The sequence below is a fragment of the Streptomyces sp. SID13666 genome (genome assembly GCF_010548325.1).
Lineage (GTDB): Bacteria > Actinomycetota > Actinomycetes > Streptomycetales > Streptomycetaceae > Actinacidiphila > Actinacidiphila fildesensis.
Window position 1 is genome coordinate 50969 of sequence record NZ_JAAGLX010000019.1, and the last position, 18910, is coordinate 69878.

Sequence of the window (18910 nt, forward strand, 5' to 3'; positions counted from 1 at the left end):
GTTCCGCTTCCCCCCACCCCTGACTTCGCACCATCCCCACCGCACCGCACCCCCACCGCACCGCCTCCACCGCACCGTCTCCCGGAAAGCAGGCACAGTGACCATCACCGCACCCGACATGACCGTCTTCGAGTCCCTGGAGTCGGAGGTCCGCAGCTACTGCCGCAGCTGGCCGGTCATCTTCGACCGCGCCCAGGGCAGCGTGATGTACGACGAGGACGGCCACGCGTATCTCGACTTCTTCTCCGGCGCCGGCGCGCTCAACTACGGGCACAACAACCCGGTCCTCAAACGCGCGCTGCTGGACTACCTCGAACGCGACGGCGTCACCCACGGCCTGGATATGAGCACCACCGCGAAGCGCACCTTCCTGGAGCGCTTCCAGCAGGTGGTCCTCGAACCGCGCGGCCTGGACTACAAGGTGATGTTCCCCGGCCCGACCGGCACCAACGCCGTCGAGGCCGCGCTCAAGCTGGCCCGTAAGGTCAAGGGCCGCGAGTCGATCGTCTCCTTCACCAACGCCTTCCACGGGATGTCGCTCGGCTCGCTCGCCGTCACCGGCAACTCGATGAAGCGGGCCGGCGCGGGCATCCCGCTGGTGCACGGCACCCCGATGCCGTTCGACAACTACTTCGACGGCCGGGTGCCGGACTTCCTGTGGTTCGAGCGGCTGCTGGAGGACCAGGGTTCCGGCCTCAACCAGCCGGCCGCCGTGATCGTCGAGACGATCCAGGGCGAGGGCGGCATCAACGTCGCCCGTCCGGAGTGGCTGCGGGCGCTGGCCGACCTGTGCAAGCGCCGCGACATGCTGCTGATCGTCGACGACATCCAGATGGGCTGCGGCCGCACCGGCGCGTTCTTCTCCTTCGAGGAGGCCGGGATCACGCCGGACATCGTCACGCTCTCCAAGTCCATCAGCGGCTACGGCATGCCGATGTCCCTCGCGCTCTTCAAGCCGGAGCTCGACGTCTGGGAGCCGGGCGAGCACAACGGCACCTTCCGCGGCAACAACCCGGCGTTCGTCACCGCCACCGCCGCGCTCGACACCTACTGGGCGGACGGCCAGCTGGAGAAGCAGACCGTGATGCGCGGCGAGCAGGTCGAGACCGCGCTGCGGGAGATCTGCACGGCTCAGGCACGCGCCGGCGCCGAGTACCGGGGCCGCGGCCTCGCCTGGGGCCTGCAGTTCATCGACCCGTCGATCGCCGGCCGGGTCTGCGCCCGCGCCTTCGAACTGGGGATGCTGCTGGAGACCTCCGGCCCGCGCAGCGAGGTCGTCAAGCTGCTGCCGGCCCTGACCATCACCCCCGACGAGCTGGACGAGGGGCTGCGCACCCTCACGCGGGCCGTGAGCGACGTCGTCGGCGAATCCGCCTGACCCAGGAGCCGAGTCGAGCCAGGCCAGGACCGGGTCCGCAGCCGGGCCCGGCCACGAACGGAAAGAAAGCAGAGGCAACCACGTGATCGTCCGATCCTTCAAGGACATCGAGGGCACCGACCGCGATGTGACCGCCGAGACCGGCACCTGGCGCAGCAAGCGCATCGTCCTCGCCGCCGAGGGCGTGGGCTTCTCGATGCACGAGACCACGATGTACGCCGGGACCGTGACGTCCATGTGGTACGCCAACCACATCGAGGCGGTGCTGTGCGTCGACGGTGAGGGCGAGCTGACCAACGACGAGACCGGCGAGACCCACTGGATCTCCCCGGGCACGCTCTACCTGCTCGACGGCCACGAGCGGCACACCATGCGCCCCAAGACCGATCTGCGCTTCGTCTGCGTCTTCAACCCACCCGTCACCGGGCGGGAGGTGCACGACGAGAACGGGGTCTACCCGCTGCTGACCGAGACCGGGGGCACGACCGCGACCCGTACCAGGACCCGGAACGGGACCGAGACCGAGACCGAGGGAGCCTGACGCCATGACGACCACCACCGACACCATCACCAGCCGGTACCCGACCCGCGGCGCGTCCGAGGTCACCACTCCCCGCCAGGACCCGGTCGTGTGGTCCGAGTACGGCACGCCGGGCCCGATCCAGCCCGCCGAGCTGCGCGGCTACGACCGGGACGGCTTCCTCACCGTCGACCAGCTGCTCCTGCCGGGCGAAGTGGGCCGCTACCGCGATGAGTTGGACCGGCTCTGCGCCGATCCGGCGATCCGGGCCGACCCCCGCGCGATCGTCGAGCCGAAGTCCGGGTCGATCCGCTCGGTCTTCGAGGTGCACCGGATCAGCGAGGTCTTCGCCGAGCTGGTCCGCGACCCCCGGCTCGCCGACCGCGCGCGCCAGATCCTCGGCTCCGACGTCTACGTCCACCAGAGCCGGATCAACGTCAAGCCGGGCTTCGGGGCGTCGGGGTTCTACTGGCACTCGGACTTCGAGACCTGGCACGCCGAGGACGGTCTGCCCAACATGCGGACGGTCTCCGTCTCGGTGGCGCTGACCGAGAACCACGACACCAACGGCGGGCTGATGATCATGCCCGGCTCGCACCGTACGTTCCTCGGCTGCTCGGGCGAGACGCCGAAGGACAACTACAAGCGGTCGCTGCAGATGCAGGACGCCGGCACCCCGTCCGACGAGGCGCTCACCGAACTCGCCGGGGAGCACGGCATCAAGCTCTTCACGGGTGCGGCGGGTTCGGCGACCTGGTTCGACTGCAACTGCATGCACGGTTCGGGCGACAACATCACGCCGTTCCCGCGCAGCAACGTCTTCATCGTCTTCAACAGCGTGGAGAACGCGGCGGTCGAGCCGTTCGCGGCGCCGGTACGGCGGCCGGAGTTCATCGGCGCACGGGACTTCACCCCGGTGCGGTAGCGGGCATGCCCTGCGGGGGCCGGACTGCTAGGGCAGCCCGGCCCCCGCAGGGCGTTTCAGCCGCCGTCGCGCAGGTCGGCGGGTGCGCCGGACCGGAAGGTGATCCGGTCGAAGACCGCCGTGCATCCGTCGGCGTCCGGCGACGGGCACTGCGTCATGAAACCGACGCTCGCGGCCGCCGCCTCCCGCTCCGTGCCGAGGGCGAAGAGCCGGACGAACGTCCACCGCTCACCGTCGGCCGAGGCGTGGAAGGCGAAGGCCCGGCCGGTGCGGGTGATCCGCAGCCAGACGTGATCCCCGTCCACCTCCCAGCTGTTGGCGTCGTCGGAGCTGCCCCGGGTGACGACCGAGACGACGGTGTACCGGGCGGGCGAGAGCTCCAGGCAGAGCTTGGCCCACTGCTCGTCGGCCACCTGCAGGTAGAGCGCTCCGGCGTCGCCAGCGGCCCGCAGCCCGGCCGTCACCCGGACGATCAGCTGGAAGTCGCCCTCGGGCGGGGTGCCGAGCAGCCGGGGCGCGTCGGCCGCCGGTACCTTCGGCGCCCGGCCGGGGTGCACGAAGCGGTCCTGGCCGGGACCCGCGGTGAGGACGAGCGCGCCGTCCTCGTAGCTCGGATCGGCGGCCGGACCGTACGCCCGCAGCCCGAAGGGCAGCTCCTTCAGCTCCACTACGCGTTCAGCTCCGCTCAGATCTCCAGCCGGCCGTCGAAGCGGCGCGGCAGGTGGAGCGGGTTCTCGTCGCGCAGCTCCGCGGGGAGCAGGGCGACCGGGGTGTCCTGGTACGCGACCGGCCGCAGCCAGCGCTCGATGGCGGTCCCGCCGACGGAGGTCGAGGTCGATGTGGTCGCCGGGTACGGGCCGCCGTGGTGCTGGGCGGGGGCGACGGCCACGCCGGTCGGCCAGCCGTTGACGAGCAGCCGGCCCGCCAGCGGGGTGAGTTCGGCGAGCAGCGCGGTGGCCGGGCCGTCCTCCTGTCCCGCCTCCTCCTCACCGATGTGGACGGTGGCGGTGAGGTTGCCGGGCAGCCGCTCCAGCACGGCGGTGATCTGGGCGCGGTCCTCGTAGCGCGCCACGACCGTCACCGGGCCGAAGCACTCCTCGAGCAGCAGATCGTGCGGTCCTTCGGCGGCCAGCCGGTCGGCGGGAACGGTGAGGTATCCGGCGCTGACGGTGTGCTCGCCGCCGGAGCCCGGGGTCACCGGGGCCTCGACGCCGGGCAGCGCGGCCCTGGCCTCGACACCGGCGACGAAGGCGTCCCGCATCCGGACGTCGAGCAGGACGCCCGCGTCCGAGTCGCTGACGGCGGCGGTGACGGCCTTGAGCAGCCGGTCGCCCGCCGCGCCGGCCGGGGCCAGCACCAGTCCTGGCTTGACGCAGAACTGGCCGACGCCCAGCGTCATGGACCCGGCGAGTCCCGCGCCGATCTGCTCGGCCCGCTCGCCCGCCGCGGCCTCGGTGATCACGACCGGGTTGAGGCTGCCCAGTTCGCCGTGGAAGGGGATCGGCCGGGGACGGGCCGCGGCCGCGTCGAAGAGCGCCCGCCCGCCGCGTACCGAGCCGGTGAATCCGGCGGCGCTGACCAGCGGGTGCTTGATGAGGTCGATACCGGCCTGGAAGCCGTGCACGACGGCGACGACGTCGGCGGGCAGCCCGACCCGGACGGCGGCGCGGCGCAGCACGCTCGCGCACAGCTCCGAGGTGGCGGGGTGGTCCGGGTGCGCCTTGACGACGACCGGGCAGCCGGCGGCCAGCGCGCTCGCGGTGTCGCCGCCGGGGACGGAGAACGCCAGCGGGAAGTTGCTGGCCGAGTAGACCGCGACCACGCCGAGCGGGATCTTGTAGCGCCGCAGGTCGGGGCGGGGAGCGGGCTTCGCGGCCGGGTCCGCGTGGTCGATGACGACGTCCAGGAAGGCGCCCTCGTCGACGATGTCGGCGAACGCGCGCAACTGGAACGTGGTGCGTGCGAGCTCGCCGGTCAGCCGGCCGGGGCCGAGCGCCGTCTCGGCGTCGGCCGCCTCCAGCACCTGCGGGCCGGCCTCCTCCAGAAGGTCCGCGGCGGTCCGCAGCAGGAGGGCGCGTACGCTGCGGTCGGCGAGCGCGGGCGCCGCGGCGGCCGCGGCGCGGACGGCGGCGTCGATCTCCGCCGTGGTGGCCTCGTCCGCCACCTGCTCCCGCTGCTTCCCGGTACGGGGGTCGACGGACCAGACTGGAACAGCCACCGGGGGAACCTCCAGATTTGCCTCATGCGGATCAGCCACTGTTCGATATGCTGAACAGCGTCTTCACTTATGAATCTTTGAACCATTCCGGAGCCTACTTGCAGGGCCCGGGGCCGAACAAGAGGGGTCAGGACGATGTCTGCTGGCGACGGTGGCGGTTCTCAGGTCAAGTCCGCGGTCCGCACGGTCGAACTGCTGGAATTCTTCGCGGGACGACCCGGAATGCACAGCCTCGCGGCCGTACAGGAATCCGTCGGCTACCCCAAGTCCAGCCTCTACATGCTGCTCCGCACCCTAGTCGAGCTCGGCTGGATCGAAACCGATGCCACCGGAACGCGTTACGGGATCGGTGTCCGGGCGCTGCTCGTCGGCACCTCGTACATCGACGGTGACGAGGTCGTCGCCGCGGCCCGCCCCACCCTCGACCGGCTCTCCGACGACACCAGCGAAACCATCCACCTCGCCCGGCTGGACGGCACCAGCGTCGTCTATCTCGCGACCCGCCAGTCCCAGCACTACCTGCGGCCCTTCACCCGGGTCGGCCGCCGCCTCCCGGCGCACTCCACCTCGCTCGGCAAGGCGCTGCTCGCCACGTACACCGACGAGCAGGTCCGCAAGCTGCTCCCCGAGACCCTCGAACCCCTCACCGAGCACACCCACACCGACCGCGAGAAGCTCATCGAGGAACTCGCGGTCATCCGGGAGCAGGGCTTCGCCGTCGACCGCGAGGAGAACACCCTCGGCCTGCGCTGCTTCGGCATCGCCATCCCGTACCGCACCCCGGCCCGCGACGCGGTCAGCTGCTCCGTCCCCGTGGCCCGGCTCACCCCCGCCCACGAACAGATGATCAAGGACACCCTCTTCGACGCCCGGGACCACCTGACCCTGGCCACCCGCCGGCTGTGACCTTTCGCATCGTCACAGAACGTCGACGACCTGCCCCTCACCTCGTTGCCCCCGCTCCCGGAATGCAAGAATCGACGCGGAGTTGATCACACACGGGGGAACAACGTGGCGAATCGTCCGACGGATTGGCATGTGCTGGACCTGGACCGGGATCCGGTCCCCGGGGACCCGTACGAGGTGAAGGAACTCGCCCGCAAACTGGGCGACTTCGCCGACGACGTGTCCTCGGCGCTGCGCTCGGTGCGCGGGCTGAGCGGCAACAACGCCGTGCAGGACTGGGCCGGGCTGGCGGCGGACGCGTACCGGGAGCAGTTCGGGGATCTGCCGGGCGAGCTGGGCAAGTTGGAGAAGTCCTACCGGCTGGCGTCGGGGGCGCTGGAGACGTACTGGCCGAAGCTGGAGACGGCGCAGGCGGACGCCGACCGGGCGCTGGCGCAGGGTCGTACGGCCCGCCAGGACCTGGACGCGGCCAAGACCACGCAAGGCAACGCGAACGACTGGGTGAAGCGGGCGGGCGACAAGTCCAAGGAGTACCAGGCCGATCCGAAGCCGGGCGTGGAACCGCCGTCCGCGGACGAGGTCCGTACCGCCACCCGCAACGCGCTGGACGCCTCGAACGCGCAGAAGTCCGCGAACACCGCCGTCCACGACGCGCAGCAGCGCCTCGACGCGGCAAAGGAGTTGGCCGCACAGGCCGCCCACTTGCGGGACACCGCCGCCTCGACCGCCGAACACGCCCTGCATGAGGCGTCGGACGCGGGGATCAAGAACAAGCACTGGTGGGAAAAGGCGGTCGACTGGGTCGCCGACCACTGGGACGACATCGTCGCCGTCTGCAAGGTCATCGTCGCGGTCCTCGGCATCATCGTGATGATCATCGGCGGACCGCTGGCCTGGATCGTGCTCGCCGCGGCGCTGGTCGTCCTTGCCGACACGCTCATCAAATACGCGCAAGGCAAAGCATCGCTGTGGGACGTGGCCTTCGCCGCGCTCGACTGCATCCCCATGTTCAAGGGCCTCACCACCGCCGGCGGCCTGCTCAAGATGGCCAAGAACCTGCCCAAGCTGATGAAGGGCATGGGCAGCCACCTCGGGGACGTCGCCGGTGCCCTGCGCAAGGGACTGCCCGCGCTGCGCAAGGACGCGAAGGAACTGAGCGAGCGCGTCTGCGAGAAGGACCCGATAGACGTGGCCTCGGGCGAAATGATCATGCCCCAGACCGATGTCCATCTGCCGGGCGCCCTACCGCTGGTCCTGGAACGGACACATGTGTCGTCCTACCGCGCCGGACGCTGGTTCGGCCCGTCCTGGGCGTCGACCCTGGACCAGCACCTGGAGGTCGACGACCAGGGTGTGGTGTTCCGGACCGCCGACGGCATGAGCCTGTGCTACCCGCGACCCCAGCCCGGCCTGCCGGTACTGCCGGTCGTGGGGACGACCCGGCCGCTGGCCTGGGACGGCACGGCGGGCGGCAGCATGTCCGTCACCGACCCCGCCACCGGGCGCACATCACACTTCGTCCTCGAACAGCCACCCGCCGCGGGCGAGTCGGCCCGCCTTCCACTGGCCGCGATCACCGACCGCAACGGCGTCCGCATCGAGATCACGTACACCGACGACGGTGTCCCCGCCGAAGTACGGCACAGCGGCGGTTACCGGATAGGTATCGAGACCGAGGACCAGCGGATCACCGCGCTGCGCCTCCTCAGCCACGAGGACCGCCCGGTCCTGCAGCGGTTCGGCTATGACACCGCCGGCAACCTCACGCAGATCTACAACTCCTCCCCGACGCCGTTCACGCTCGAATACGACGCGGAACGGCGCATCACCGGCTGGGAGGACCGCAACGGCTTCTGGTACCGCTACACCTACGACACCGAAGGACGCTGCACAGCCACCGCCGGATCGGGCGGCATCCTCGACGCCGTGTTCTCCTACGACGACGAGAACCGGACCACGGTGGTGACCGACTCCCACGGACACAGCAAGACCTACCGCATGGACGAGGCCTACCAGGTCGTGGCCGTGACCGACGAACTCGGTCATACGACGCTCTCCCAGTGGGACCGGCGGGACCGGTTGCTGTCGCGCACCGATCCGCTGGGCCGTACCGTCCGCTACACCTACGACGCGGACGGCAACCTGACCACGGTCCTGCGTCCGGATGGTTCCGCCGCCCGAGCCCGTTACAACGGGATGGGACTGCCCGTCGAGGTCGTGGAACCGGGCGGCGCCCGGTGGACGCGCGCCTACGACGAGCGGGGCAACCCCGTCGCCATCGTGGACCCCACCGGCGCCGAGACCCGCTTCACCTACGACGAGCGGGGTCACCGCACCTCGATCACGGGTCCGCTCGGCCACACCCAGCTGGTGGAGAACGACCCCGCCGGGCTGCCCGTCGCGGTGACCGATGCCCTCGGCAGCACCCGGAGGAGCGTGCGCGATCCGTTCGGACGCGTCCTCCGGGTGACCGATCCGCTGGGTCATGGCGCGAGTTACCACTGGACCGCCGAGGGGAGGCTCGCCCGCTACACGGGTGCGGACGGCGCGAGCGAGGTCTGGACCTGGGACGCCGAAGGCAATCTGGTCGAACACACGGACCAGACCGGTCGCACCACCCGCCGGTCGTGGACCGCGTTCGATCTGCCGCGGTCGCGTACCGCTCCGGACGGGACGACCTACGACTTCACCCATGACACCGAGCGGCGGCTGACGGCCGTCACCGATCCGTTGGGCCGCACCTGGACCTATGCCTATGACGCGGCGGGCCGCGTCGTCGCGGAGACCGACTTCAACGGCCGCACCCTGAGCTATGAGCACGACGCCGCCGGCCGTCTCGCGACCAGGATCAACGGTTCGGGCGAGAGCCTCACCTACACCCGCGACACCTTGGGCCGTGCGGTCCGGCAGCAGGCAGGCGACGGAGCCGTCACCGCTTTCGCCTACACGCTGGACGGGCAGCTCGCCGGCATGTCCAACGCGGACGCCGACGTCGTCATCGAACGCGACGCCGCCGGAAGGATTCTGGCCGAGACCGTGAACGGCCGCACCATGACGCTCGCGTACGACGGTGCGGGCCGGACCGTCGAGCGGCGCGCACCGTCCGGCGCGGTCTCCCGTTGGGAGTACGACGGGGTGGGCCGTCCGGCCGCCCTCACCGCCCAGGACACCACGATCACCTTCGCCTACGACGGCGCGGGCCGGGAGACCGAACGACACCTGGGCGGCAGCGCGACACTCTCCCAGCAGTGGGACCCGCTGTCCCGGCTGACCGGACAACTGCTCTCGACAGGACCCGAATCGCGTATCGTCCGGCAACGGTCGTACGCCTACCGGGAGGACGGACTGCTCGCCGGAATCACCGACAGCGTGAGCGGCATACGGCGTTTCGACCTGGACGCGGCGGGCCGGATCACCGGCGTGCACGGGCGGGACTGGACCGAGTCGTACGCCTATGACGCGGTGGGCAACCTCACGCTGGCGGACTCACCCGGCGCCGGCGCCGAGGGAGGCGAGCGGACGTTCACCGGCACCCTGCTCCGGCACGCGGGCCGTACGCTCCACGAGCACGACGGCGAGGGCCGGCTGGTACGCAGCACCCGCCGGCTGCTCAACGGCCAGACCCGCACCTGGACGTACACGTGGAACTCCGAGGACCGGCTGGTGGAAGTGGTCACCCCGGACGACACCACGTGGCGTTACCGCTATGACCCGCTCGGCCGGCGTACCGCGAAGGAGCGGCTGGCCGGGGACGGCAGCGTGGCCGGGACAACCCTCTTCACATGGGACGGCACCCGGCTCGCCGAGCAGGTCACCGCGGACGGGACCGCCACCACCTGGGACTACGCTCCGGGCACCCACCGTCCGGTCTCCCAGAGCACCGGCCAGGCCGAGGTCGACCGCCGCTTCTACGCCATCGTCACCGACCTCACCGGCACACCCACCGAACTCGTCGGTCCTGACGGCGACATCGCCTGGCACCTGCAGACCACCCTCTGGGGCGGCACGGTCCCCGGAGGCGGGAGCACGCAACCGGCGGACTGCCCGCTGCGCTTCCCCGGGCAGTACCTGGACGACGAGACGGGCCTGCACTACAACTTCCAGCGCTACTACGATCCCGCGGCCGCCCGGTTCGCGTCCCCCGACCCGCTGGGCCTGGAAGCCGCGCCGAACCACCACGCCTACGTGCCCAACCCGTTCACCTGGACGGACCCGCTGGGCCTGAAGTGCCTGGACGCCGCCGACCAGGCCCGGCACGACGCGGCACGCTCGACCGCTGTGGACGAGCACGGGAACATGCTGGGCGTCGAGGACGCCACCGGGGTCAGGATCATCGACGCGCAGAAACTCCAGGACGTCCGGGCCGATCTGCACGCGAAGCTCGGGCCCCCCGAGGTCAAAACGACCCCCAAGGGAGACATCGAGTTGTGGCGGCTCTCCGACGATCCGAAGGCCACGGTGACGTACCGGCCCTTCAGCGCCTCCCAGAAGAAGGGCCTGATGGGCGGGCCCACGATCGACTACAACGACGTGGATAAACTCGACATGAAGCGCTTCCACGCCCCCCATCCCTGAGACCGAGGACGATGTTCTCCGCAGAGCAGTACGCGAACGAGCTGGACTATCTCGTCCGATACGCCCACGACGACTGGGTGGGCTTCTCCGTCATCAGTGGGACGGTCGGCGGCCTGCTCGGCCGGGGGGCGACGATGGACCGGCAGCAGGAGCTGGCCCTCCGCATCGTCGGTGACCTGCTGAGCGCGGGTGCGCGAGCGGGGGATCTCACAGCGTCCGACGAGACCCCGTTCGCCGCGTGGGAGGGGAACCCGGCCGAGGTACTGGCCAGGATCGCCGCGGAGGTCCGGGCCATGCCCGGACTTCCCGACTCGGGCGACATCTGCTGGTTCACCGTCATCGACTGAGGTCGGACCGCGTGGACTCGCCCCAGCCTTCCGTCGCGTCGGTGCGATTCGCGTTCTCCGTCGACGATCTGCCGCCGCCCTCCGGGTTCGACCTCGGGCACATGGTGGTGACGGGGAACCTGGGTTCGTACTCATCGCGCGGCCGTACGCCGGACCAGGCGATGATGATCCACGTTTCCGTCTCCCTGCTTCTCGACGGGCTCCGCTCGCTCGTCGAAGCCAGCCGCGGCGGCCATGCGTTCGGCGCGGCCGACTCGTCCTTCTCGTTGAAGTTCTCCCTGACGAAGGACGGGACGATCACCACCCGGGCCCCCGGGACGCCGGTCGACCGGTCCGACGTACGGGCCGTCGTCACCGCGGTGTGGGCGGCGGCGAAGGAGTTCGCCGACGTTCAGCTACCCCTCCTGCCGGCGGACGACGCCGGCCGGCAGGATCTCGAGATGTCACTGGCCGGCTTCGCGCCGCTGGTCGCGCGTCCCGGATGACCGGGGCGGGAGCGGGTCAGACGCGGGTGACCTCGCCGCAGTCCTTCTTCGCGTCGTCGAGGGGCCTGCTGCGGTCGTACGGGTCGATCTGGGACGCGGAGGGGCCCGGGGTGGCGGAGGCGTTCTTGTCCGGGCCGATGCTCGGGTGCAGGAAGCCGTCGTAGATGTCGCAGGCCGTGTTGCCGATGTCCTGCCGGTACCCGGACACCCAGAGCCTGCCCGCGGTCACCTGCTCGATCCGGGGGTCGGCGACGTCGAAGTCCAGCACCCGCCGCACGATGGTGCGGGAGACGGCCGTCGAGCCGCCGGCGGCGGTCACCGGATAGACGAAGGTGACGTCGGCGTGCACGGTGACCGAGCCGGAGCTGCCCTCCTTGAAGGTGATCAGGCCGCGCGTCTTGATCACGCTGCCGACCGTCTTCACCTCCGCCGGGTTGAACCGGCTGGCCACCAGCAGCGGGTCGTGCTCCTTGTCGGGCTTGCGGAAGGAGGCGTCCCAGCGCGAGGTGATCTCCGTCTGCAGGGGGTCGACCAGGCCCATCGCGAGCTGCGGGCGCTCCCCGCGCAGCGTCGCCGGGTTGAGGTTCGTGTCGACCAGGAACTCCTTGGTCCTGCTCAGCGCGGACTCCACCTGCTTGCGCGTCATCCGGCCGACCGGCCGGGCCGTGGGCAGCACGATTCCGGCGGCGCCGTCCGCGTACTGGGCGGCCGGCGAGCCACGGAAGGGCTCGGCGAGCGTCGGGGTGTCCGCCAGGGGGTCGACGGACGGGGCGGCGGTGGGCGGCGCCGTCTCCGGGGGGAGGGTGGTCTGGCCGGCGGTGGGCCGGCCGGAGCCGTCCGAGCGGTGGCCCGTGGAATCGGTGGAGTCCGCGGCGTTGCCGAAGTCACCGTGCAGCCAGGCCACCGCGGTGGACGGGTAGAGCACCGCCAGGAGGACCCCGACGGTCAGCAGCACACCCAGCGCTCCGCGCAGCCGCCGCCGGGTCGCCCGGCCTTCTCTGTCCTGCCAGGCGGGGCCGGTGCGCCAGCCGGCGGGCTCGCCCGGCTTCGCCTTCGGTGCGCGCCCCCACCGCTTGTTCTTCTTCTGCTGCTGCTCGGCCAGCTCGGCCTCGCGCCGGAGCCGTTCGGTGACCATCCGGGCGCGTGCCGACGGCTCCTTCGGAGCCTGCGCCCGGATGTCCTGCTCGCTGTCCTGGACGAATTTCTCCCAGACGTCGTCCGGTATGGCGGACTCGTCCCCGGAAGCGGGTGGTTCAGTGGTCACGCTAGGCCCCCCACAGGCTGTTTCAGCACGTGAGGGCAGTTCTACAGGCCGGCCGCAAACCCTACAAGTCGGTTCTGGAGCGCAGGGCGCCGAGGGCCGAGCGGACCGCTTCGAGGTCCGCGTCGGATGCCAGGCCCGCGTGGTAGAGCCGTACCTCGGTGGCGCCGAGGCCCGCCGCGTGGGCCACGTCGGCGGCCAGCGTGCGCGGGCTGCCGCCCATGCCGGCCACGACGGGGAAGTTGGCGGCGAGGACGGTGTCCGGGCGCCGGTGGGGCGCGAACGGGCTCAGCACGGCGGCCCGTTCGGCCGCGCCGCCGGCGCAGGGCAGCACCAGGCCGTCGGCGTGCGAGAGCACGTCCTCCGCGTCGACGCCGACGTTCGCGCCCGTCCGGTGCGGGCCGGGGTCGGCGTGCAGCAGGATCCGGAAGCCGGAGCCGGCCCCGGCGCGTACCGCGGACACCATCTCCCGCTGGAAGTGGCGCGCCACCATGGCGCGCCAGCACAGCGTCGCACCGGCCAGGTCCACGCCGAGCAGCTTCTCGACCTCGGCCCACTCGGCCGCGCGGTCGGCGGGCCCCGGCTCCCGCTCGCCGGACCACACCGGCACCAGCGCGGTCCGCACGGCGCTCTGCAGGGTGTCGGGGTCCTGCCCGAGCCCCGCGTAGCCGTCCCGGCAGGTGCGGCAGAAGCACAGCGACATCAGGTACTGGGCGGCCCCGCCCAGCGGCACTCCGCCGATCTTGTCGTGCGCGTGCAGATGGCCGACGCCGTACCAGCCGCAGGACTCCAGTTCGGTCCCGTCGGTCCCCGGCCGGACCGCCGCCTCCACCGCGAGATCGACGGCGTAGGCCCGTACTTCCGGCTGGGCGATGCACGGCGCCCAGGGGTAGCGGTCGCCGTAGGCGTTGCGCACCGAGGTGCGCGGGAACTCCTCGCCCAGCCGGGAGTTGTGCGCGAGCACCACCCACGAGTGGACGGACAGCCCGGCGGCCGACAGCGCGGCCGCCGCCTCCCCGTAGGCGTCCGTCGCCGGCACCCACGCCTGCGGGTACGGGCGCAGCGAGCGCCCGCTCCAGCGCTTGGGGTCCGGCGGGTAGAGCACCGCCGCGTGCCGGGCAGTGACGATGCGCTGCCGCGGATGGCGGGGGGTCAGGGCACGGGTGGAGTGGTAGGCGGAGGCGAGCGTGACCTGCTGGACGCCGAGGTCGGCGATCCGGCGCGGGGCGTCCGGGTCACCGACGACGTCCCACGGGTAGACGAAGGCGGAGGCTCTCAACTTGGCTCCTCAAGCAGCGGGTCGGCACACGCGTGCCCGATGCTGCCGCACCGGGCGCCCGTTCGTCAGCTGTCGCTCAGCAGCGCCATGCCGCGCTCGATCAGTTCGGCAAGCTCCTTGACATGCGCGGGCGACGGTTCGACCAGTGGCGACCGCACCTCGCCGACGTCCAGACCGCGCAACCGGACGCCCGCCTTGACCAGCGAGACCGCATAGCCGCGGCCCTGGTTGCGCAGTGAGACCAGCGGCCGGTAGAAGCCGTCGATGAGCCGGTTGACGGTCTTGTCGTCGCCGGAGTTCAGCGCCTTGTGGAAGGCGAGGGCGATCTCGGGCGCGAAGCAGAAGACGGCCGACGAGTACAGCAGCACGCCGATGCCGCGGTAGGCGAGGCCGGTGAGTTCGGCGGTGGGCAGGCCGTTGAAGTAGAGGAAGTCGCGCTCGGGCAGCTCGGTGCGCACGGCGCTGACGATCCGCTGCATCAGGTCGAGGTCGCCGAGCCCGTCCTTGAGGCCGATGATGTTGGGGATCCTGGCCAGTTCGACGACGGTCTCGGATTCGAAGACGGCGTTGTCGCGCTGGTAGACGATGATGTCGAGCCCGGTGCCGGCGGCGAGGCCCGAGTAGTGCCGCAGCAGACCGGCCTGGTCGGGGACGACGAGGTAGGGCGGCATGGCGAGCAGTCCGTCCGCGCCCGCGTCCTCCGCCAGCCGCGCGAACTGCACGGCGAGGGCGGTCCCGTATCCGGCGCCCGCGACCACCGGCACCCGGCCGGCCGACACCTCGACGGCCGCGGCGACACAGGCCCGGAACTCCTCGGGGGTCAGCGCGTGGAACTCGCCGGTGCCGCAGCACGCGAAGACCGCGGCCGCGCCCGCCTCGATGCCTTCGCGCACGTGCGCGCGGAACATGTCGAGATCCAGCTCGCCGTCCGGGCCGTAGGCGGTGACGGGGAAGAACAGCAGGCCGTCGAGGCGCTCGGCAAGTGAGGCTGAGGTCATCGGATCCCCTTGAAGTTCTGTGCGCTCTTCTGGCTGTGCGCTCTTCTGATTCACGTCCATATTCGTGAACGCTGCCACGCTAAGCGAGTTCAGCCGCGCCGGTCAAGCGAACGGGCATGCCTTGACGGTGCCAGGGGCGCTCTTTAGCCTGTCCATAGATATGAATGATGTCCACGGAGGAGAACGATGCCTGCTCCCCGCACCATCCTGCTCACCGGCGCCGCGGGCGGCGTGGGCACCCTGATGCGCGACCTGCTGCCCGCGTACGGCTACGAGCTCCGCCTGATGGACGTCCGGCCCGTCGAAGGGGCACCGGACGCCGTCACGGCCGATCTCACGGACGCCGGCGCGCTGCGCGAGGCGGTCCGGGGCGTCGACGCGATCATCCACCTCGCGGGCATCTCGCTGGAAGCACCCTTCGAAAAGATCCTGCGGTCCAACATCGAAGGGACTTACCACCTCTACGAGGCGGCGCGCGAGGAAGGCGTACGGCGCGTCGTGTTCGCCTCCAGCAACCACGCGGTCGGCTTCACCCCGCGCCCCGCCGGAGACGACCCGCTGATCCCCATCGGCACCCCGCACCGCCCGGACACCTTCTACGGGCTGTCCAAGTGCTTCGGCGAAGACCTCGCCTCCCTCTACTGGGACCTGCACGGCCTGGAGACCGTCTCGCTGCGGATCGGCTCGTGCTTCCCGGCGCCGACCTCCGTACGGATGCTCTCGGTCTGGATGAGCCCGGCCGACTGCGCCCGGCTGCTGCACGCCGCGCTCACCGCCGAGGACGTCCGGCACACCGTCGCCTACGGCAGCTCGGCGAACACCCGCCTCTGGTGGGATCTGACGACGGCCCGCGCACTCGGTTACGAGCCGCAGGACGATTCCGAGCCCTACGCCGCCGCCCTCGTCGCCGAGCAGGGCGAGCTCGACCCGGCCAACCCCGACCACGCCCACCTGGGCGGGCCCTTCTGCACCGATCCGCCCATCTGGCCGTACTGACGGCGGAGGCGGACCGTGCGCCCGGCGCGTTCTCCACGGATGACGCAAGGTAATGGAACCGCAAAGCCGGGTCGATCGTTACCCGGGCATGACCGCAATGACACCCGGCTCGAATGTCCCGCTCTCCGTACCGCGCGTAGCGGTGGACGTCACCGCACCCGTGCGGCTCGACGTATCGGGCCTGCTGCTCACCGCCGACGGCAAGGTGCGCTCGGACGACGACTTCGTCTTCTACAACCAGCCGAACGGCCCGGGCGTGACCCACCGGTCGGGCCGCGGCACCGGACCCGACTCGATCACCGTGGACACCGGCGCCGTGCCCGACGGCATCGAGAAGATCGTCGTGACGGCGAGCCTGGACGCGGCGGGTGCCACCTTCGCCGGCACCGAACCGACGGCCACCGTCCGGGACGCCGACAGCGGCAGCGTCATCGCGACGTTCACCCCGCCCCGGCTGGGCTCGGAGACCGCGCTCGTGGTCGCCGAGGTCTACCGGCGCGGTGGCGCGTGGAAGGTGCGCGCGGTCGGCCAGGGGTACTCCAACGGGCTGTCCGGGATCGCCACCGACTTCGGGGTGAGCGTGGAGGAGCCCGCGACCGCCGCCCCGGCCGCCCCGCAGGCAGCCGCCCCGCAGGCACCCCCGGCTCCCCAGGCACCCGCGGCCCCGCAGGCCCCCCAGGCCCCGCCCGCCGCCCCGCAGGGCTTCGGCCCGCCGCCCGTCATGCCGAGCTCGCCCCCGCCGCAGCCGCCGGCCGCGCCCGCCGCTCCGGCGAAGATCAACCTGGACAAGGGCCGGGTCAGCCTCACGAAGAACCAGTCCGTCTCGCTGGTCAAGGGCGGCAAGCCGCTGATGTCCTCGGTGCGGCTGGGCCTCGGCTGGGAGCCGGCCTTCGGCGGCCGGGCCATCGACCTGGACGCCTCGGTCATCGCGTACGGCCCGACCCGCAACCACATCGAGACCTGCTACTTCGGCCGGCTCAGCATCATCAACGGCGCCATCCAGCACTCCGGCGACAACCTCACCGGCGCGGGCGCGGGGGACGACGAGACGATCACCGTCCACCTCGGCGGCCTGCCGCCCGAGGTCACCGGCCTCGTCTTCACCGTCAACTCCTACTCCGGGCAGAAGTTCAACAAGGTCGCCAAGGCGTACTGCCGGCTCCTGGACGGCGCCACCGGCGAGGAGCTGGTGCGCTTCGACCTGACGAACGGCGAGGCCCGCACCGGGGTCCTGATGTGCAAGATGGTCAAGCAGTTCTCCGGCGAGTGGGAGATGACCGCCCTGGGCGACTTCATCGACTCCCGCAGCGCCAAGGGCATGGTGAAGCCGGCCGCTGCGGCGCTGTAGCGCCACGGCGGCCGGCTGGTCACCTGATCAGCAGCGTCGGCCGGTCAGCAGGTGCGGCCGGTCAGCAGTGCTTCTGCCGACGCCAGGGGCCGGTGATCGCGAGCATGATCCCCGGCTCCTGGATGTTGGCGAACAGCGTGTGTCCGTCGGGCGAGAAGGTCACCCCGGTGAACTCGCTGTACGCCGGCTCCAGGTCGGTGCCGATGTTCAGCTCGTTGCGGGCGATCGGGTAGGTCCGGCCGTCGTCCAGAGCGCCGAAGAGGTGCTGGATGCCTTCGCCGTCCTCGGCGATGACGAGGCCGCCGTAGGGCGAGACGGTGATGTTGTCCGGGCCGTCGAACGGGCCGTCGGCGCCCGGGTCGGGGTTGACGCCGAGCAGCACCTTGAGGGTCAGCGTGCGGCGCTTCGGGTCGTAGAACCAGACCGCGCCGTCGTGCTGCACGGGGCTCTCGTCACGGGCGAAGGACGAGACGATGTAGGTGCCGCCGTCGCCCCACCACATGCCCTCCAGCTTGCGGGCCCGGGTGACCTCACCGGCCGCGAACTGCTTGCGCACCGAGACGGTCTTCGCGTCGCGGTCCGGGACGTCGACCCAGTCCACGCCGTAGACCGTGCCGGTCTTCGTCGCCCGCGACAGGTCGTCGACGAACTTGCCACCGGAGTCGAAGCACTTGAACGCCTGCAGCACGCCGGCGGTGTCGCCGAGCGTGTCCAGGTGGCCGCGGCCGTGGTGGAAGCCGGCCGGCGGCGTCCAGCGGTAGAGCAGCCCGTTCGGGCCGGAGGCGTCCTCGGTGAGGTACAGGTGGCCGCGCTTGGGGTCGACGACGACCGCCTCGTGCGCGTACCGGCCCAGCGCCTTGATCGGCTTCGGGTCGAGGTTGGCCTTGCGGTGGTACGGGTCGACCTCGAAGACGTAGCCGTGGTCCTTGGTCATGCCGTTGGAGCCGGCCTTGTCCTCGGTCTCCTCACAGGTCAGCCAGGTGCCCCAGGGAGTCGCGCCACCCGCGCAGTTGGTGGAGGTACCGGCGATGCCGACCCACTCGGCCACGTGGTCGCCGTGCTTGGCGACCTCGACGACGGTGCAGCCGCCGGCCGCCGCCGGGTCGTAGACCAGGCCCTCGATGAGCGGCACCGGGTGCGGCCAGTCGGCCCGCTTGCCGCGCAGCTCATGGTTGTTGACGAGCAGCGTCGCACCGCGCACGCCCTCGAAGGTGGCCGTGCCGTCGTGGTTCGACGGGGTGGACTCACCGGTCTCCAGCGTGGTGACGCCGGTGCGGGTGATGACCCGGTACGAAAAGCCCGCCGGCAGCCCGAGCAGGCCCTGCGGGTCCTCGACGATCGGGCCGTAGCCGAGCTCGGGCGCGTGGTGCCCGGCGGCCGCCGCCTTGGCGGCGGTCGTGGCCGGGGTGTCCGCGGCGAGCGCGCCCGGGGCGGTGGCGAGTACGTCGACGGCACCGGCCAGGGCTACACCGGCACCGGTGATCGCCGTGCGCTGAACGAAGTCTCTTCGGGTGAGCGGCACTCTGGGCTCCTTCTGTCGCGGGCTGCGGCGGTTACGCTCCTGCCCCGACAAGAACGCCGTGTGAACTGCGTCCGGCCACGGGCGGGCGACGTACGGATGAGCTCGACAACGTGATCGGACCGGCTTCCTCCGGCCCGGCGGACACCAGGCGC

Annotated in this window: 15 protein-coding genes; 9 read left to right on the forward strand and 6 right to left on the reverse strand. The window is 71.3% G+C overall.

The window, feature by feature from the left end:
- Positions 1–97: 97 nt before the first annotated feature.
- The 3 genes from ectB to thpD all read left to right on the forward strand — a co-directional run bounded on the left by ectB (position 98) and on the right by thpD (position 2823).
- Positions 98–1378 (forward strand): diaminobutyrate--2-oxoglutarate transaminase, encoded by a 1281-nt coding sequence (gene ectB / locus G3I60_RS23595; RefSeq protein WP_138355025.1) that lies wholly within the window; start codon positions 98–100, stop codon positions 1376–1378.
- Positions 1379–1460: 82 nt separating this feature from the next.
- Positions 1461–1919, forward strand: a complete 459-nt coding sequence (locus G3I60_RS23600; protein ID WP_164296452.1) for an ectoine synthase — start codon at positions 1461–1463, stop codon at positions 1917–1919.
- A gap of 4 nt (positions 1920–1923) precedes the next feature.
- Positions 1924–2823, forward strand: coding sequence for an ectoine hydroxylase (gene thpD, locus G3I60_RS23605; protein WP_138355027.1), 900 nt, complete (start codon positions 1924–1926; stop codon positions 2821–2823).
- Between the two features lie 56 nt (positions 2824–2879).
- Here thpD and G3I60_RS23610 read toward each other — a convergent pair whose 3' ends face one another.
- Positions 2880–3491: a DUF1349 domain-containing protein gene (locus tag G3I60_RS23610; protein ID WP_164296454.1), complete on the reverse strand. Its 612-nt coding sequence runs from the start codon at positions 3489–3491 to the stop codon at positions 2880–2882.
- Between the two features lie 17 nt (positions 3492–3508).
- Complete coding sequence (locus G3I60_RS23615; RefSeq protein ID WP_164296456.1) at positions 3509–5041, reverse strand: aldehyde dehydrogenase (NADP(+)); 1533 nt, start codon at positions 5039–5041, stop codon at positions 3509–3511.
- A gap of 135 nt (positions 5042–5176) precedes the next feature.
- Here G3I60_RS23615 and G3I60_RS23620 point away from each other — a divergent pair, with 135 nt between their 5' ends.
- From G3I60_RS23620 to G3I60_RS23635, 4 genes are all read left to right on the forward strand, one after another.
- Complete coding sequence (locus G3I60_RS23620) at positions 5177–5947, forward strand: IclR family transcriptional regulator (protein WP_164296458.1); 771 nt, start codon at positions 5177–5179, stop codon at positions 5945–5947.
- A gap of 105 nt (positions 5948–6052) precedes the next feature.
- Positions 6053–10522, forward strand: a complete 4470-nt coding sequence (locus G3I60_RS23625; protein ID WP_164296460.1) for a DUF6531 domain-containing protein — start codon at positions 6053–6055, stop codon at positions 10520–10522.
- Positions 10523–10533: 11 nt separating this feature from the next.
- Positions 10534–10869 (forward strand): hypothetical protein, encoded by a 336-nt coding sequence (locus tag G3I60_RS23630; protein ID WP_138355032.1) that lies wholly within the window; start codon positions 10534–10536, stop codon positions 10867–10869.
- 41 nt (positions 10870–10910) lie between these two features.
- Positions 10911–11354 carry a hypothetical protein gene (locus tag G3I60_RS23635; protein WP_164296462.1) on the forward strand — a complete coding sequence of 148 codons (444 nt, stop codon included), beginning with the start codon at positions 10911–10913 and terminating at the stop codon, positions 11352–11354.
- Positions 11355–11370: 16 nt separating this feature from the next.
- On the opposite strand, the gene G3I60_RS23640 is transcribed toward G3I60_RS23635, so the two are convergent.
- From G3I60_RS23640 to G3I60_RS23650, 3 genes are all read right to left on the reverse strand, one after another.
- Positions 11371–12618 (reverse strand): hypothetical protein, encoded by a 1248-nt coding sequence (locus G3I60_RS23640; RefSeq protein ID WP_164296464.1) that lies wholly within the window; start codon positions 12616–12618, stop codon positions 11371–11373.
- A gap of 61 nt (positions 12619–12679) precedes the next feature.
- Complete coding sequence (locus G3I60_RS23645; protein WP_164296466.1) at positions 12680–13894, reverse strand: hypothetical protein; 1215 nt, start codon at positions 13892–13894, stop codon at positions 12680–12682.
- Positions 13895–13959: 65 nt separating this feature from the next.
- The gene (locus tag G3I60_RS23650) at positions 13960–14892 is read right to left on the reverse strand and encodes a 5-dehydro-4-deoxyglucarate dehydratase (protein ID WP_138359545.1); all 933 of its coding nucleotides are present in this window, start codon (positions 14890–14892) and stop codon (positions 13960–13962) included.
- A 186-nt stretch (positions 14893–15078) separates the two neighbouring features.
- Here G3I60_RS23650 and G3I60_RS23655 point away from each other — a divergent pair, with 186 nt between their 5' ends.
- Together G3I60_RS23655 and G3I60_RS23660 are read left to right on the forward strand one after the other, a co-directional pair.
- Positions 15079–15888, forward strand: coding sequence for an NAD(P)-dependent oxidoreductase (locus G3I60_RS23655; protein ID WP_164607686.1), 810 nt, complete (start codon positions 15079–15081; stop codon positions 15886–15888).
- Positions 15889–15985: 97 nt separating this feature from the next.
- The gene (locus G3I60_RS23660) at positions 15986–17236 is read left to right on the forward strand and encodes a TerD family protein (protein ID WP_164296509.1); all 1251 of its coding nucleotides are present in this window, start codon (positions 15986–15988) and stop codon (positions 17234–17236) included.
- Positions 17237–17297: 61 nt separating this feature from the next.
- Here G3I60_RS23660 and G3I60_RS23665 read toward each other — a convergent pair whose 3' ends face one another.
- Entirely contained in the window at positions 17298–18758 is a 1461-nt protein-coding gene (locus G3I60_RS23665) for an alkaline phosphatase PhoX (RefSeq protein WP_164296470.1), read from the reverse strand.
- Positions 18759–18910: the final 152 nt, after the last annotated feature.

Coding starts and splice junctions, on each gene's coding strand:
- thpD (WP_138355027.1), top strand. CDS start 1,924: ATGACGACCACCACCGACACCATCACCAGCCGGTACCCGACCCGCGGC.
- G3I60_RS23655 (WP_164607686.1), top strand. CDS start 15,079: ATGCCTGCTCCCCGCACCATCCTGCTCACCGGCGCCGCGGGCGGCGTG.
- G3I60_RS23660 (WP_164296509.1), top strand. CDS start 15,986: ATGACACCCGGCTCGAATGTCCCGCTCTCCGTACCGCGCGTAGCGGTG.
- G3I60_RS23620 (WP_164296458.1), top strand. CDS start 5,177: ATGTCTGCTGGCGACGGTGGCGGTTCTCAGGTCAAGTCCGCGGTCCGC.
- G3I60_RS23630 (WP_138355032.1), top strand. CDS start 10,534: ATGTTCTCCGCAGAGCAGTACGCGAACGAGCTGGACTATCTCGTCCGA.
- G3I60_RS23650 (WP_138359545.1), bottom strand. CDS start 14,892: ATGACCTCAGCCTCACTTGCCGAGCGCCTCGACGGCCTGCTGTTCTTC.